A 14,444-nucleotide genomic window follows, 5' to 3' on the forward strand; every position below is an offset into this window, starting at 1 on the left:
TAAGGGGACTTTAGGAATATAAATATAGAATCGTATTTTTAGATATAACACATGTTGAAATTCTGTTTACATTATGGTTTACACTTTGGGTTACCCTTAGCTATTGCACTTGTTTTCTTCAAAAAAACTTGGCTTAAGTCTTATCTAATAATGCTTTCGGCATTTATTATCGATTTGGATCATTTATTGGCGAATCCGGTATTTGATCCCAGTCGTTGCAGTATTAATTTTCATCCGCTTCACTCCTACTATGCTATTGTGGTCTATGCGATACTTTTAATACCTAAACCAACAAGGATTTTTGCCTTGGGGTTACTGGCACATATTATTTCAGATAGTGTAGATTGTTGGTTGATATAGTATATTTTAACATTCACATAGCGTTCCTTAAGGCGGCAACACCTTCAACTAAATTTTATTCTAAACTGAGCGTTGCTTTTATTGGATAGTGATCCGAAAGTTTTAACCCGTTATAGGTTTTAAAACCATTGATGGAAAAACGTTTATCTGCTAAAATAAAATCTATTCTAAGTGGAAAGTATTTAAAATCATACGTTTTACCAAAGCCGTTACCTGCTTCTTCAAAGGTATCTACCAAATCATTACCCTTAATTTCTCTGTAGACATAAGAATAAGCTGTATTATTAAAGTCACCAGTTACGATAGTCTTATAGGGAGATTTCGCTTTATGAGCCAGAAATAATTCAACCTGCTGTTGTTGTGCCTTAAATGTAGTTCCCACTTGCTTAAACAACTGCTCCGAAGATCCCTTTTTAAGCTCATCAACATCAGTATTTACACCAGACGATTGTAAGTGCAAATTATAGATTCTAATCGTATCCTTAGCCCTTACCACGTCAACAAAAATGGCATTATTACTTGTATTTGTAAATTCTAACGAACCAGAATTCACAATAGGAAATTTTGAAAACAATGCCTGACCTCGCTTTATAGCATTATTAAATGTTGTATTGTAACCGTAATAACCTTCAAGCTCAATAGGATCTTTGGTTCTGTACTCTTGTAAGCAAATGATATCTGGTTGTTCCCTTTTTATAAATGCTTCAATATCTGCTTTCACAGTTTTACTTGGTAACCAAGAATACATATTAAACAATCTCACATTAAAGGATAATAGGGAGATATTATTTGTGTCTTCTATCTGTTTGGAAGATGAAAATTTATATAAGGAACCTAAATAACTCCAGCCTAGAAGTAAAACGATTAAGGATAATAACATTTGCTTCTTTACTTGAAGCAACCAGTACACAAAAAATAGAATATTGAGTAGCAACAGTAAGGGTACACCCAAACTCAAAACAGATAAAGTTGCAAAATTTTTTGGCGGCACATAAGGCAATATATAAGAAATGAGCAATAAGAATGCTGCCAACGAATTGACCAAAAACATAATCTTACCAAAGAATTTCAACTTCTTCATATATTTCACATGCGGATGAGGCCCTTCTTAATTCTTACCCGATCTAAAAAGAAACTCTTTTTCTTTAGCGGTTAAGCTCTCATAACCACTCTTGCTGATTTTGTCAAGGATTAAATCTACCTTTTTCTGATCATTAAACGCATTAAACTCTTTTTTAGTCTTGCCAGCATAAGCAGTCTTTTGTTGTTTTCGATGTACCGTTTTTAATGTCGACTTAGAGCTAAACCAACTCATAACAGTATCTATAAGACGTTCAAAACCTGAGCCTATATCTTTACCTTCTTTTAATTTTATCGCATAATAATACCCTAGAACTGCACCTCCAAGATGTGCTACATTTCCACCTTGATTACCACCAAATAGACCTAAAATATCCAATGCAACTATGGCCATAGCAATATACTTAAGCTTAATGTTAGCAACCAGAACCCTAACTTCAGTTTCTGGCATATACACACCTAGAAAAATTAGCATGGCATTAATGCCTGCTGAAGCACCAACCAAAGGAGGAGCATTTATTACAAATTCCTTTGGTAAAACATTATAAACAAAAAGAAATGCCAAGCCTCCAACAATGATTCCCAAAAAGTAAATATTGAGTGCCATTTTAGGTCGAAACAAATTCAACAACATTCTTGATATATAATACAATATCAGAAGGTTAAAAAGAATATGAAAGAAACCATAATGTGTAAATCCGTATGTGATGAGCGACCAGGGTTTCCATAAAAACTGAAAAAAATCTGAGGGTAAGCTTAAATAAGTTAGGCCATTAGCGGTTCTGCCAAAAACCTTAATCAATTGTCCGATAATGAAAACAATAATGTTAATGACAATTACTTTTTCAAAAGCATTGAATCTATTGAACTTATATTTTAGGCCTTTAAAACTGCTCATAATTAATTCCAGCGGTATTTATCCCGTTCGTTTTTCTTCCAAAAGTACATGAGCAAGAAACCTGTAAATGCACCACCTACGTGAGCCATAAAAGCTGTATTGCTTGGACTAAATATAGCTTGGCCTGTTAAACCAGAAAATAAATCCAAGGCAATGATTGCAGGTATAAAGTACTTTGCCTTAATAGGTATCGGTAAAAATATGAGCATGAGTTTAGACTCAGGAAACAGCATTCCAAAAGCAACTAAAATACCCATTATTGCACCAGACGCACCAATCATTGGCGTTATATATGAGCTTGCAAAAGTTCTAGTTTCCTCAATACTACCTAAAATGTTTGACCAATTTTTGTCATATTGCCCATTGGAAAGTAAGCTCAAAATAGTATCCTCAGATAAACCAGACTCTATTAAGGCAACAAATCCCGTATTAAATTGATAATATGAAAAAGCTATTTGTATTATAGCAGCACCAAAACCAGACAACAAATAAAACGTTAAGAATTTTTTCCACCCAAAAACCTGTTCTACCGCTGTTCCAAACATCCAAAGTGCAAACATGTTAAAAAGTAGATGGGCAATTGACTGGTTACTGTGCATAAACATATGCGTCAAAAATTGCCAGGGTTGAAATAATTCATTTTTAGGAAAATGTAAAGCAAACCAAGTCATAAGAGGCTCCCCTTGATTGCCAATTGACATCATTCCAATATACATAATCACATTAATAATCAGCAAATGTTTTACAGCATCAGTTATTTGTGTTCTCATATACTACATAAATTTCTTTTCAATATCATCAACTCCCAGTGTTATAAACGTAGGTCTATTGGTTGGTGATACGTTGGGTTCTTTACAAGCAAATAGGCTATTGACCAAATGCTCTTGTTCTGTGTGGCTTAAGGCTTGTCCATTTTTTATCGCCAAGCTTTTCGCCATAGATTTAGCCAACAAGTCTGTGGCACTAAAATTAGCATCCGGAACATCAGTTTCTACATCACTAATTAATTGTTCTAAAATAATAGATACCTCACTTTCTGGCACTCCAACTGGTACTCCCGTAATTGTAATGTCCTCATCAGATACTTTAGAAAACACAAAACCCGTGTGCTCTAAATCCGTTTTTAAGTTCGAAATTATTTGAGTCTCATTGGGAGTAAAATGCAATTGTAATGGAAATAACAACTGCTGACTAGTCGCTTCCTTAATGGTTATATGCTTTAAGAAATTTTCATACAGCACGCGTTGATGCGCCCTGTTTTGATCAATAATGAGCATACCAGATTTTAAGGTACTTATAATATATTTTTGTTGTAATTGAAACGTCGTTTTAGAAGTTTCAACTGAAGTGTTACCAAACAGCGATTCGGTTTTAGAATCACTTTCAAAAGTAACCTCGCTAAAATCATTTTCAGAATTATTGCCTTTGGACTCCAAACCAACATACAAACTTTCCCAAGATGCCATTGGTGCTTTCTTAAAACTTGTATACTGCGATGTGTGTTTTGCTTTATTATCATCAGCAAACGGATTAAAACTTCTATCCACTTCAATAGATGGTGAAGCTGCACTTTTATTTTTATAGCTGTAAGGTGTATTGAGTTGACTTTGATGTTCAAAATCCAAAACAGGGGCAATATTAAATTGTCCTAAGCTATGCTTTACTGCGGAACGCAAAATGGCATATAAAGTGTGTTCATCGTCAAACTTAATTTCGGTTTTAGTCGGATGAATATTAATGTCAATCGTTTTGGGATCAACAGTTAGATTTAAAAAATAACTCGGATGATACCCATCTTTTAGCAAACCTTCAAATGCAGCACTAATGGCATGATTAAGGTATGGACTTTTTATAAAACGTTGATTTACAAAAAAGAATTGCTCCGAACGCGTTTTCTTTGAGTATTCAGGTTTTCCAACAAATCCAGAGATTTTCAACACTTCTGTTTCCTCTTCAACAGGTACTAATTTTTCGTTAGTTTTATTTCCAAAAATATGCACCACACGTTGTCTGTAATTCTCACTTGGAAGATGAAATAATTCACTTCCGTTATGGTAAAACGCAAAAGCAATATTTGGATGTGCCAATGCTACACGATGAAATTCGTCTGTAATGTGGCGTAACTCGACAGTATCTGACTTTAAAAAATTTCGTCTCGCTGGAATATTGAAAAATAGATTTTTTACAGCAACAGAAGTACCCGTCGGAGTAACAGAAACCTCTTGTGACTTCACTTTACTACCTTCAATTTCTATCGCAGTTCCTAGTTCGTCTTCAGATCGTTTGGTTTTCAATTCTACATGCGCAATGGCCGCAATACTAGCTAGAGCTTCTCCTCTAAAACCTTTAGTATTAAGTTGAAATAAATCTTCTGCCGATTTTATTTTGGATGTGGCATGACGCTCAAAACTCAAACGCGCATCGGTGAAGCTCATGCCTTTACCATTATCAATAACCTGAACCAAGGTCTTACCTGCGTCTTTTATAATGAGTTTCACTTCTGTGGCACTAGCATCTATGGCATTTTCGAGAAGTTCTTTAACTACAGAAGCAGGCCGCTGTACCACCTCACCTGCTGCAATTTGGTTGGCAACATGATCTGGTAAAAGTTGAATGATATCTGTCATTAGCTATTAGGAAAGAAAATAGACAAGTCGAAGCCTATAAGAAATAAGAATAATAAAATTAAAATACCTGCAATAATAAAGACACGTTTATTAACTTTTTCATCTCTGTCATTTTGATATTCATCTAGAGCTGCATTTAATTTCCCCTTTATTCCTTTTGGTGGGTTAATGGTTTTTCTATGTGCATCAAATTTATGTTTTACCTCATAAGGACTACTATCACCTTTATAGTAACGTGGCTTGTAACTATACTTTCTATTTTTCTTTAATTTCATTAATCTCATAATACCCTTATTTAATATACCCTTCGAGGATATACATTAAAACAAAAAGAGATACTAACATTATAATCAGAGCAGGTAAAGATGTGAGCATATTACCCTTACGTTTTGTATTACTCTTAATTTTAGTCCACTTTGTCTCCAAGTCATCTCTCGACTCTTCCCGATTATTATCGGAATTAGAATCCTGAAAACGAGGCTTATAGCTAAAGCGTTTATTTTTTCTCTGATTTAACAAGTACTCTTATGATTCAAACCTGATATATCTCAAAAGTACTTAAAATACTAGGAAAAATAGCCTAAGGATTCCTTAAAATTATTAACAAAAAGGATGCCAATATAAGAAGTTGAAATTGAATCTGAATTCGAAACTGAGATTTAACTCTTACAAACTTGAAAAAGAAAAGGCCTTAATAATAAACTGAAAACTGAGACCGAGAGCTACTTAGTCTGCTTCCTCAAATCTGCCATTTTAATTGCAGTAATGGCTGCTTCAGTACCTTTATTACCATGCTTTCCACCAGAACGGTCAATAGATTGTTGCCTATTATTATCTGTTAAGACACAAAAAATTACAGGAATATCACCTTTTAGATTTAAATCCTTAATGCCTTGCGTTACACCTTCACAAACAAAATCGAAGTGTTTGGTTTCACCTTGGATTACACAACCTATAACAATGATAGCGTCTAGCATTCCTGAATTCGCATAAATACTTTTAGACATTCTGGCAGCCCCATAAGTGAGTTCAAATGTCCCAGGTACATTCCAACGCACAATATTCTCTTTCACTGCTCCACAGTCTGTCAAAGTATCAAAAGCACCTTGCCAAAGTCCTTCTGTGATTTCATCATTCCACTCAGAAACAACAATCCCAAACCGAAAGTCTTTCGCGTTTGGGATTGTTGTTTTATCGTAATTAGATAAATTATGATTTGCCGTAGCCATGGTTTTATAAACTTGCTTCTACTTTTCCTATCAGTACATCTACTTGTCCTGCTTCTGTAGAATCAGGAAAGTCGGATTTAATACGCTTTAGGTAATCCAATGCTTTTGAATTCTCACCCAAATCAATAGCTACACGAGCAGCCTTTAATAAATATAATGGTGTTGTAAATTCGTTTGTATTCGCATTAAATGCTTTTTCATAATATTCTAAAGCTTCTGGTAATTGCTCTAATTGTACAAAAGCATCACCAATACCACCTTTTGCAATCGGGTTCAGCATTTTATCATCACTTGAAAAATCACCTAAATACGTCACTGCATTTTGATAATCCTTTAAGTTTAAGTAAGCCATACCTGCATAGTAGTTTGCTAAGTTAGCAGCAGGGCTTCCGCTATATTGGTCAATAATATCCAGCATGCCGTATTTACCTTCACCACCATTTAAAGCCATATTGTAAAGTGAATCTGCAGCAATGCCATTAGCAGCATCATCAAAATACGTTTTGGCTTGGTACATTTCGTTCATAGCCTCTTTGTGATTTGGCTCAGCAATAAATTTATTATAACCTAAGTAAGCCAAAACAGCTAATGCAACAACTGCGATAATACCAATAATATAGTTTTGGTTTTTAACTACCCACTCTTCCGTTTTTGAAGCACCCTCATCTAAGGTATTAAATACCTCAGCCGTTGTTGAGTTTTCCTCAACGACTTCTTCCTTTTCTTTTTTGGTTTTTGGTTTGTAGCCTCTTTTCTTATACGTTGCCATATCTTGTCTATTAATGCGTGCGCAAAAATAAAATTTTTATTGGGAATTAAAAGCCTATTTATTTGTTATTTTTCAATAATTTGCAGGAATAATTTAAGCTTCATAACAGTACTAAATTCAAAGGAAAGCGAATTATTTTTATGATTCTAAACACACTATCTTTAGTTAATTACAAAAATTTTGAAAGTCAGGTTTTCGATTTTGACGCTAAAATCAATTGTTTTGTTGGTGTAAATGGTGTCGGAAAAACCAATGCACTAGATGCAATTTATCACTTGGCATTTGGGAAAAGTTATTTTAACCCTATTGCACTTCAGAACATAAAACATGACACTGAATTTTTTGTGGTTGATGGCAATTTTGAAAAGCATAAACGCACAGAAAAAATCATAGTTTCGCTTAAACGTGGACAGAAAAAAATTATAAAACGAAACGGAAAGGCTTATGAAAAATTCAGTGAGCATATTGGTTTTATTCCGCTTGTTATTATTTCGCCAGCAGATCGTGATTTAATCATCGAAGGCAGTGACACACGAAGAAAGTTTATTGACAGTGTTATTTCGCAAAGTGACAAAACCTACTTAGCATCACTTATTGCCTACAACAAAGTGCTATCGCAACGTAATGCGTTGCTTAAATACTTTGCGCTTAACAATACGTTTAATGGGGATACGCTTACCATTTACAATGAGCAACTAAACACATTTGGCAACGACATATTTAAAAAGCGTGATGAGTTCCTTAAGATATTCATTCCGATTTTTAAAGAGCGTTATCAAGCCATCTGTCAAAGTAAAGAAACCATTGATTTAAAGTATAAAAGTGATTTGTTTAATGGCGAATTAATTCATCTTTTAGAATCTAACCTAAACAAAGACAAAGCTTTACAATACACAAGTGTTGGTTCGCACAAGGATGATTTAGTGTTTTTAATTGATAAATTTCCAATCAAAAAATTTGGAAGTCAAGGACAGCAAAAATCATTTTTAATCGCTTTAAAGTTGGCACAATTCGATTTCATAAAACAACAAAGCGGTGTGTCACCTATTTTACTGCTGGATGATATTTTTGATAAGCTTGATGAAAACCGAGTTGCTCAAATCATCAGTTTGGTTGATGATGAAAACTTTGGGCAGATATTTATAAGTGATACCCATGCCGATAGAACAGAAAATATTGTAAAGCAGATTCATCAATCCTATAAATTGTTTAAGCTATGATAAAAGTTATCGTTATTGTGAAGCAGGTTTTTTCAATCTGCTATGGCAATCTTTCAAATCTAAAAAAGTCTCTTTTTATATTGATTTTAGTGTCCTTTCTTAGCTGTTCGAAAAATCCTGAAACCTTTATAGAACATCTCAACGGTTATTGGGAAATTGAAGAAGTCACGTTAAGTGATGGTACAAAAAAGCAATATAAATTCAATGAAACCATAGACTATATTAAAATCAACGATAGTTTAAAAGGGTTTAGAAAAAAGTTAAAACCTGGCGTAAATGACACCTACTTTACGTCTGATGATGCAGAAGCATTAGTCCTAAAAATAGAAAGCGGCAATTTAAATATGTACTACAGTACACCATATGCACAATGGAAAGAAACAGTTCTTGAGGCTTCACCAAAGCATTTAAAAATTAGCAATGCGGATAAAAATGTATATTTATATAAACGTTACACTCCCATTAAACTAGATGTTGAATAATTTTGAAATCTTGTACCAAGAACTAAAGACCAACATTAATTTTTATTATTGCTTAGTTTAATGTACTTTAACTAATAAAAATAAGATTCCTGCTTAAGTAAGAAGTAAACATGGCAAAGCGCAATAATGACAATCGACCCATACAAGATATTCTAAAAGAGTTTGTAAAAACCAATAATTTACAATCTGGTTTAGACAAAGTAAATGTGCGCGAAGCTTGGGCAAATCTTATGGGTAACGGAGTCAACAATTACACTACAGCTATTGAATTAAAGCACGAAACGCTATACGTACAATTGAGCTCAAGCGTTTTAAGGGAAGAGCTGAGTTACGGTAATGAAAAGATTGTTAAAATGCTCAATGAATCTATTGGTAAAGACGTAGTCAAAAAATTAGTACTTCGCTAAACTTCAAAATCCTAAAGTTTTCAAAAATCTAAAAATGATATATTATCGGCTTTGTATCTTTACAAAAAGCATAAGATGAGACTCATTCTATTTTTATCTATTTGTATACTTATGCAGCCCATGATCTTATTTCAATTTAAATACAATAGCAATATTGACAACTGGAAAATTTTAGACGATGTTGTTATGGGCGGACGATCAGATGGAAACTTTAAAGTCAATACAGATGGTCATGGAGAATTTTCAGGTAAAATTTCACTAGATAATAATGGTGGTTTTTCCTCACTGCGGTATTATTTTGAAACGGTCGATTCTTCAAAATATTCAAAATTTAAAATTAGAATAAAGGGAGATGGTAAAACCTATCAGTTTAGAGTCAAAAATGATGGCAGTGATAAATATTCATACATCTATAGTTTTAAAACAAGTTCAGAATGGCAAGCTGTAGAAATCCCATTCGATGAGATGTATGCTTCATTTAGAGGCTATCGTTTAGATATTCCTAATTTTGATGGCAAGCAAATGGAAGAAATTGCATTTCTTATAGGTAACAAAAAAGAAGAGCATTTTAAACTACTTATCGATTCCATAACTTTAGAATAATATTTGGTACTTTTAAGCTTTAATAACTTTTAGCTTAAATGAAATACATAAAACTGGTTCTTTCTTTTCTACTGACCGTAGGCATATTTTTTGTTTTAAACACTAAATTAGGAGCTGTTCCTCCCATTGGTAAGTTTCTCAATCCATACAATGGCATTTGGCAGAATGAAACCGACGAGTCCATATCTGGCAACATTTTTATTTCTGGATTAAAAGATGAAGTTACGGTACATTACGACGCACAACTCATCCCGCATGTTTTTGCCCAAAACGAAAGCGACCTCTACAAAGCGCAGGGTTACTTAACTGCTAAACACCGTTTGTGGCAATTAGAATTTCAAACCTATGCAGCAGCCGGACGCTTGTCTGAAATTGTTGGAGAGGGAGCTTTAAATTACGACAGAACCGAACGTCGAAGAGGTATGGGCTATGGCGCAGACCAAGCTATAGCCTATATGAAAAAGCACGACACCGAGACCTTGGGTTTTATTCAGGATTATGCCGATGGTGTTAATGCATACATCGAACAACTCGCCCCAGAAGATTATCCTGTAGAGTATAAATTACTAGATTATAAACCCGAAATATGGACTCCAAAAAAAACGGCATTGCTTTTAATGTATATGACCAAAATGCTGGCTGGAGGTGATGAAGATTTAGAAAAAACGAATGCCTTAAGATTATTCGGAAAAGATAATTTTGATTTATTATTTCCTGATTTCTTCGATATTACTGATCCTGTTATTCCAAAAGAAACAGATTGGAGTTTTATTGATGTCCCACAAACAGCATTACCAGAAAGCAAAGCAGTTTTAGATACGATTAGAGAAACCATAGCACAACCACATCCCGATAATGGAAGTAACAATTGGGCAGTATCTGGGAAGAAATCCACTACTGGTAATCCTATTTTGGCTAACGATCCTCATTTAGGGTTAAATCTACCAGCCATTTGGTTTGTAATGCAATTGAGCACGCCAAATCACAATGCCTTTGGTGCAACCATTCCTGGAGCATTGAGTGTTATTTCCGGCTTTAACCAACACATAGCTTGGGGTGAAACCAACGCCACTAGAGATGTTATTGATTGGTATAAAATTGAATTTAATGACGACCGTACTAAATACAAGTATAATGGTTATTGGAGAGATGTTACCATTCGAGTGGAGAACATTAAAATAAAAGGTAGAGAAACCTACAAAGACACAGTGCTTTACACACATCATGGACCTGTTGTATATGATAAAAATTTTAAATCCGATAAAGAATTAAGAGGTTATGCCATGAAATGGATTGGACACGAAGGAGGCAACAACCAAAAAACGTTTCTAGAGCTTAACAAAGCAAAAAATTATGATGATTATGTCAACGCCCTACAATATTGGAATGCACCAGCGCAAAATTTTGTATTTGCGTCTACTGAAGGAGATATTGCATTATGGATTCAAGGTAAATTCCCCAATAAATGGGAAGGTCAAGGAAAATTCTTAATGGATGGCAGCAATCCCGAAAACGATTGGCAAAGTTATATTCCACAACAGTTTAATGCCAAAGTAAAAAACCCTAAACGTGGCTTTGTAAGTTCAGCAAATCAGCATCCTGTGGATGAAAGCTATCCATATTATGTTTTTAATGATGGCTATGAAACCTACCGAAACCGTGTGATTAATGACTACTTTAGTTCTAAATCTAAATTTAGTGTTGAGGATTTTAAGGATCTGCATAACAACAATTATAACCTAAAGGCCTCGGAGCTAGTTCCGTATATGTTAGAACATATGGATACCTCTTCATTAACTAAAGAAGAAAAAGTAATCTATGAAGAAGTAAAAGCCTGGAAATTTAACAATGATATTGATGAAGTGGGACCAAGCATCTGGCGTCAATGGTATAGTAAGCTCTATAATATGGTTTGGGACGAATTTGATGTAGAAGACATAGCACTCGATTTGCCTTTTACTTACCAAACGATTCACTTATTAAAACATAACGGCAATCATAAATTTATGGATATTGTTGATACCGATGAAACCGAAACTGCCAAGGATTTGTTTTTGTTAGCTTTCAAAGAGGCTGCGGAACGTCTACTAGAAATCAAAGACGAAGCGGGAGACTATAAATGGGTAAGTTACAAGGGCACTTATGCTGGTCATTTATTACAGGCACTACCTGCATTCTCTAGATTTGATATCCCAATCGGTGGCGACCGAAATATTGTCAATGCCACCTCAGAAAATCATGGACCTTCATGGCGAATGATTGTAGAAATGACTTCACCTCCAACAGCCATTGGCATATATCCAGGTGGACAATCTGGAAACCCGGGCAGTAAATACTATGATAACTTTATTGATGATTGGGCAGCAGGAAACTATCACAACCTTATTTTTTTACAGCCAAATACAGCCACAGATGCTATTATTGGCACTCAAACTTTAACACCAATTAATAATGAATAAGACCATTACCAACTTTATAGCAACACTAATTTTAGCTGTTCTTTTATCATTTGTTTTACCTTGGTGGTCGGTAATGACTGCGGCTTTAGCTACCTCTTTGTTTCTACCACTAAAAAAAGCAGCTGTCTTTTTTGTGCCTTTTTTGGCTATCCTTCTGTTTTGGGCGGTGTATAGTTTTATGTTAAGTAGTGGAAACGATTACACTTTGGCCAAGCGTATCGCTGTATTATTACCATTGGGCGGAAACCCCTATGTTTTAATTTTAGTTACAGGAATTGTTGGAGGATTGGCTGCTGGTATAGCTGCTATTTTTGGGAAGCAGTTAAGTTTAATGGCAAGTAAAAACTAGATGTAAGACATTTTTAGTCGCTTCTACACGTCCTAAAACCTAATAAAGACATTTAAAATATGTAAGCCTACGTATAAAAGTAGGGTATAACCCTTAATAGTTGTCATATATAAAACAAAACAATTATTATGAAAAAAACAACTTTACTTTTAATCAAATTAATAGTGTTAATCACTTTTAATACCCATGCCCAAATTATTTATACAGATATAACTGACGGAATTCCTTCTGGCATTGATTTTAATCGGGACGGAACAAATGAATTTAATATCATGGCTAACGGTGTTTATATTGAATATTTCGCATATCCAGACAATAATATTCATGCTCTTGGAACACTAGAAGATGAATTATGGTTTGTTCCTGACTGCGTAGCAGAAGGGTTTATAGTTGATGGATCTAATCAATGGGAAGGCCAAGGAGATTGCTCAATAACTGGTTTTCCTGACCCAAATCCTACAATTACTTTTAATCAAGATGAATATCTAGCTGTCAGGTTTAAACTTGGAGGAACTGACATATATTATGGTTGGATTAGATTTTCTATGGACAATTCGAGCAATATTACTTATAAAGATTACGCATATGAAAGTACACCAAACACACAAATTGCAACTGGAGCAAACGCACTAAATGTGAATGAATTTGAGTTAACAAAAAAAATTAACATCTACCCAAATCCAGCAAAAAACTCAATTACAATTAATTATGAATTTCAAACCAATGATTCTAAAATAATAATTTATGATTTATCAGGAAGACTTGTTAATCAAACAATGCTATCAAACAATAATAATATAATTGATATTTCAGGATTAAATTCAGGAGTATACATTGTTAATTTAATTGAAGATGATACAAAAACTGGATTCAAAAAATTGATAGTTGAATAAAGTATGTCTAGTCCTTAAATATGGTATACAAATTTTCAGCGTAAATTAATTTTTAACCTGTAGCCATATTTCAGGACTAGACAAAATAACTAATCAAAAAATAGAAAATATGAAAACAGTTGGAATTATTGGTGGTTCTGGCTTCATTGGAAGCCATACTACAAAGAAGTTTTTACAAGAAGGTTTTAAGGTCAGGGTCTCTGCCACTGATATTTCCAAAACAGAAAAATATGAGCACTTAAAAGATTTACCAAACGCAAAAAATCTTAAAATTCTTCCTTTAAAAGTTGAAAACAAAAATCAATTAAAAGACTTCACAAAAAGTTGCGAAATAGTGGTTCATGGAGGTACACCTTTTCAGTTGGATGTACAAGACCCTAAAACAGAACTATTTGACCCAACAATCAAGGGAACGGAAAACTTTCTTGAAGTAATTAACGAAACGCCAACCATTGAAAAAGTAGTTTTTGTTGCTTCTGTCGCCTCATACAATACAAATTTCCCATTGCTCCCAGAAGGAAAGAATTCTAATGATACAATCGATGAAAATGACAAACCATTTATGAGCGAAGAAAGCCATCCTTATGCACAGGCAAAATTCATTGCCAACCAAACAGTAGAGAAATTTATCAAAGAGAATCCGAATACTAATTTTGAAATTACAAGTGTATCACCTGTTGCTGTAATGGGAAAATCACTATCGCAGCGAGAAGATTCCACTTCCTCTGGTTTACAATATTTATTCAAAAACAAAATAGCACCAAATCCATTTGTACAAATGCTATTTGATACTGATACAGAATTTGCAATAGTCGATGTAAAAGATGTTGCCAACGGAATTTATAGTGCCAGTATCAAAAAAGGTTTACACGGCAAAAACTATTTATTAAGCAGTGAAAGTTGGAAAATCTCTGACATTTCTAAAATGCTTAATAATGAAACACCAAACGAAAGTGCTAATATGGTTTATAAAAATGATTCTGCAAAAGAAGACTTGGAAATTAAATTTAATCCTGCTAAAGTACCTCTAACTGAATTCGGAAGTTAATATGAAATAGATTTAGGATG

16 protein-coding genes are annotated in these 14,444 nt (G+C 34.1%); 9 read left to right on the plus strand and 7 right to left on the minus strand.

The window, feature by feature from the left end:
- Positions 1-51 precede the first annotated feature (51 nt).
- A complete protein-coding gene (locus KCG49_RS01545; RefSeq protein WP_218544411.1) occupies positions 52-360 on the plus strand; it encodes a DUF6122 family protein in 309 nt (102 codons plus the stop codon).
- A 55-nt stretch (positions 361-415) separates the two neighbouring features.
- Here the strand turns inward: KCG49_RS01545 and KCG49_RS01550 are convergent, their stop codons facing one another.
- The 7 genes from KCG49_RS01550 to KCG49_RS01580 all read right to left on the minus strand — a co-directional run bounded on the left by KCG49_RS01550 (position 416) and on the right by KCG49_RS01580 (position 6,963).
- A complete protein-coding gene (locus KCG49_RS01550) occupies positions 416-1,441 on the minus strand; it encodes an endonuclease/exonuclease/phosphatase family protein (RefSeq protein ID WP_218544412.1) in 1,026 nt (341 codons plus the stop codon).
- Between the two features lie 27 nt (positions 1,442-1,468).
- Positions 1,469-2,338, minus strand: a complete 870-nt coding sequence (locus KCG49_RS01555) for a rhomboid family protein (RefSeq protein WP_218544413.1) — start codon at positions 2,336-2,338, stop codon at positions 1,469-1,471.
- Between the two features lie 2 nt (positions 2,339-2,340).
- Entirely contained in the window at positions 2,341-3,108 is a 768-nt protein-coding gene (locus KCG49_RS01560; protein ID WP_218544414.1) for a rhomboid family intramembrane serine protease, read from the minus strand.
- 3 nt (positions 3,109-3,111) lie between these two features.
- Positions 3,112-4,965 carry a DNA mismatch repair endonuclease MutL gene (mutL, locus tag KCG49_RS01565; RefSeq protein WP_218544415.1) on the minus strand — a complete coding sequence of 618 codons (1,854 nt, stop codon included), beginning with the start codon at positions 4,963-4,965 and terminating at the stop codon, positions 3,112-3,114.
- On the minus strand, positions 4,965-5,249 hold the full coding sequence (locus tag KCG49_RS01570) for a riboflavin synthase subunit beta (RefSeq protein WP_218544416.1): 285 nt from the start codon (positions 5,247-5,249) through the stop codon (positions 4,965-4,967). Before KCG49_RS01570 ends, mutL begins: the two co-directional genes overlap by 1 nt.
- Before the next feature lie 438 nt (positions 5,250-5,687).
- A complete protein-coding gene (gene ribH, locus KCG49_RS01575; RefSeq protein ID WP_218544417.1) occupies positions 5,688-6,194 on the minus strand; it encodes a 6,7-dimethyl-8-ribityllumazine synthase in 507 nt (168 codons plus the stop codon).
- Positions 6,195-6,198: 4 nt separating this feature from the next.
- Positions 6,199-6,963 carry a tetratricopeptide repeat protein gene (locus KCG49_RS01580; protein ID WP_218544418.1) on the minus strand — a complete coding sequence of 255 codons (765 nt, stop codon included), beginning with the start codon at positions 6,961-6,963 and terminating at the stop codon, positions 6,199-6,201.
- A 140-nt stretch (positions 6,964-7,103) separates the two neighbouring features.
- Here KCG49_RS01580 and recF point away from each other — a divergent pair, with 140 nt between their 5' ends.
- The 8 genes from recF (at position 7,104) to KCG49_RS01620 (ending at position 14,424) form a co-directional block, all read left to right on the plus strand.
- A complete protein-coding gene (gene recF / locus KCG49_RS01585; RefSeq protein WP_218544419.1) occupies positions 7,104-8,183 on the plus strand; it encodes a DNA replication/repair protein RecF in 1,080 nt (359 codons plus the stop codon).
- A complete protein-coding gene (locus KCG49_RS01590) occupies positions 8,180-8,665 on the plus strand; it encodes a lipocalin family protein (protein WP_218544420.1) in 486 nt (161 codons plus the stop codon). The genes recF and KCG49_RS01590 overlap by 4 nt, the downstream gene beginning before the upstream one ends.
- Positions 8,666-8,775: 110 nt before the next feature.
- Positions 8,776-9,072, plus strand: coding sequence for a DciA family protein (locus KCG49_RS01595; protein ID WP_218544421.1), 297 nt, complete (start codon positions 8,776-8,778; stop codon positions 9,070-9,072).
- Positions 9,073-9,147: 75 nt separating this feature from the next.
- The gene (locus KCG49_RS01600; protein ID WP_256259818.1) at positions 9,148-9,675 is read left to right on the plus strand and encodes a CIA30 family protein; all 528 of its coding nucleotides are present in this window, start codon (positions 9,148-9,150) and stop codon (positions 9,673-9,675) included.
- A 38-nt stretch (positions 9,676-9,713) separates the two neighbouring features.
- Entirely contained in the window at positions 9,714-12,134 is a 2,421-nt protein-coding gene (locus KCG49_RS01605; protein WP_218544422.1) for a penicillin acylase family protein, read from the plus strand.
- Complete coding sequence (locus KCG49_RS01610) at positions 12,127-12,483, plus strand: hypothetical protein (RefSeq protein ID WP_218544423.1); 357 nt, start codon at positions 12,127-12,129, stop codon at positions 12,481-12,483. The genes KCG49_RS01605 and KCG49_RS01610 overlap by 8 nt, the downstream gene beginning before the upstream one ends.
- Before the next feature lie 128 nt (positions 12,484-12,611).
- Positions 12,612-13,376, plus strand: a complete 765-nt coding sequence (locus KCG49_RS01615; RefSeq protein ID WP_218544424.1) for a T9SS type A sorting domain-containing protein — start codon at positions 12,612-12,614, stop codon at positions 13,374-13,376.
- A 109-nt stretch (positions 13,377-13,485) separates the two neighbouring features.
- Positions 13,486-14,424 (plus strand): NAD-dependent epimerase/dehydratase family protein, encoded by a 939-nt coding sequence (locus KCG49_RS01620; protein WP_218544425.1) that lies wholly within the window; start codon positions 13,486-13,488, stop codon positions 14,422-14,424.
- The last annotated feature ends 20 nt before the right edge of the window (positions 14,425-14,444 follow it).

This window comes from Winogradskyella luteola (assembly GCF_019203985.1).
GTDB lineage: Bacteria > Bacteroidota > Bacteroidia > Flavobacteriales > Flavobacteriaceae > Winogradskyella > Winogradskyella luteola.

Coding starts and splice junctions, on each gene's coding strand:
- KCG49_RS01545 (WP_218544411.1), top strand. CDS start 52: ATGTTGAAATTCTGTTTACATTATGGTTTACACTTTGGGTTACCCTTA.
- KCG49_RS01550 (WP_218544412.1), bottom strand. CDS start 1,441: ATGAAGAAGTTGAAATTCTTTGGTAAGATTATGTTTTTGGTCAATTCG.
- KCG49_RS01555 (WP_218544413.1), bottom strand. CDS start 2,338: ATGAGCAGTTTTAAAGGCCTAAAATATAAGTTCAATAGATTCAATGCT.
- KCG49_RS01560 (WP_218544414.1), bottom strand. CDS start 3,108: ATGAGAACACAAATAACTGATGCTGTAAAACATTTGCTGATTATTAAT.
- mutL (WP_218544415.1), bottom strand. CDS start 4,965: ATGACAGATATCATTCAACTTTTACCAGATCATGTTGCCAACCAAATT.
- KCG49_RS01570 (WP_218544416.1), bottom strand. CDS start 5,249: ATGAGATTAATGAAATTAAAGAAAAATAGAAAGTATAGTTACAAGCCA.
- ribH (WP_218544417.1), bottom strand. CDS start 6,194: ATGGCTACGGCAAATCATAATTTATCTAATTACGATAAAACAACAATC.
- KCG49_RS01580 (WP_218544418.1), bottom strand. CDS start 6,963: ATGGCAACGTATAAGAAAAGAGGCTACAAACCAAAAACCAAAAAAGAA.
- recF (WP_218544419.1), top strand. CDS start 7,104: ATGATTCTAAACACACTATCTTTAGTTAATTACAAAAATTTTGAAAGT.
- KCG49_RS01590 (WP_218544420.1), top strand. CDS start 8,180: ATGATAAAAGTTATCGTTATTGTGAAGCAGGTTTTTTCAATCTGCTAT.
- KCG49_RS01595 (WP_218544421.1), top strand. CDS start 8,776: ATGGCAAAGCGCAATAATGACAATCGACCCATACAAGATATTCTAAAA.
- KCG49_RS01600 (WP_256259818.1), top strand. CDS start 9,148: ATGAGACTCATTCTATTTTTATCTATTTGTATACTTATGCAGCCCATG.
- KCG49_RS01605 (WP_218544422.1), top strand. CDS start 9,714: ATGAAATACATAAAACTGGTTCTTTCTTTTCTACTGACCGTAGGCATA.
- KCG49_RS01610 (WP_218544423.1), top strand. CDS start 12,127: ATGAATAAGACCATTACCAACTTTATAGCAACACTAATTTTAGCTGTT.
- KCG49_RS01615 (WP_218544424.1), top strand. CDS start 12,612: ATGAAAAAAACAACTTTACTTTTAATCAAATTAATAGTGTTAATCACT.
- KCG49_RS01620 (WP_218544425.1), top strand. CDS start 13,486: ATGAAAACAGTTGGAATTATTGGTGGTTCTGGCTTCATTGGAAGCCAT.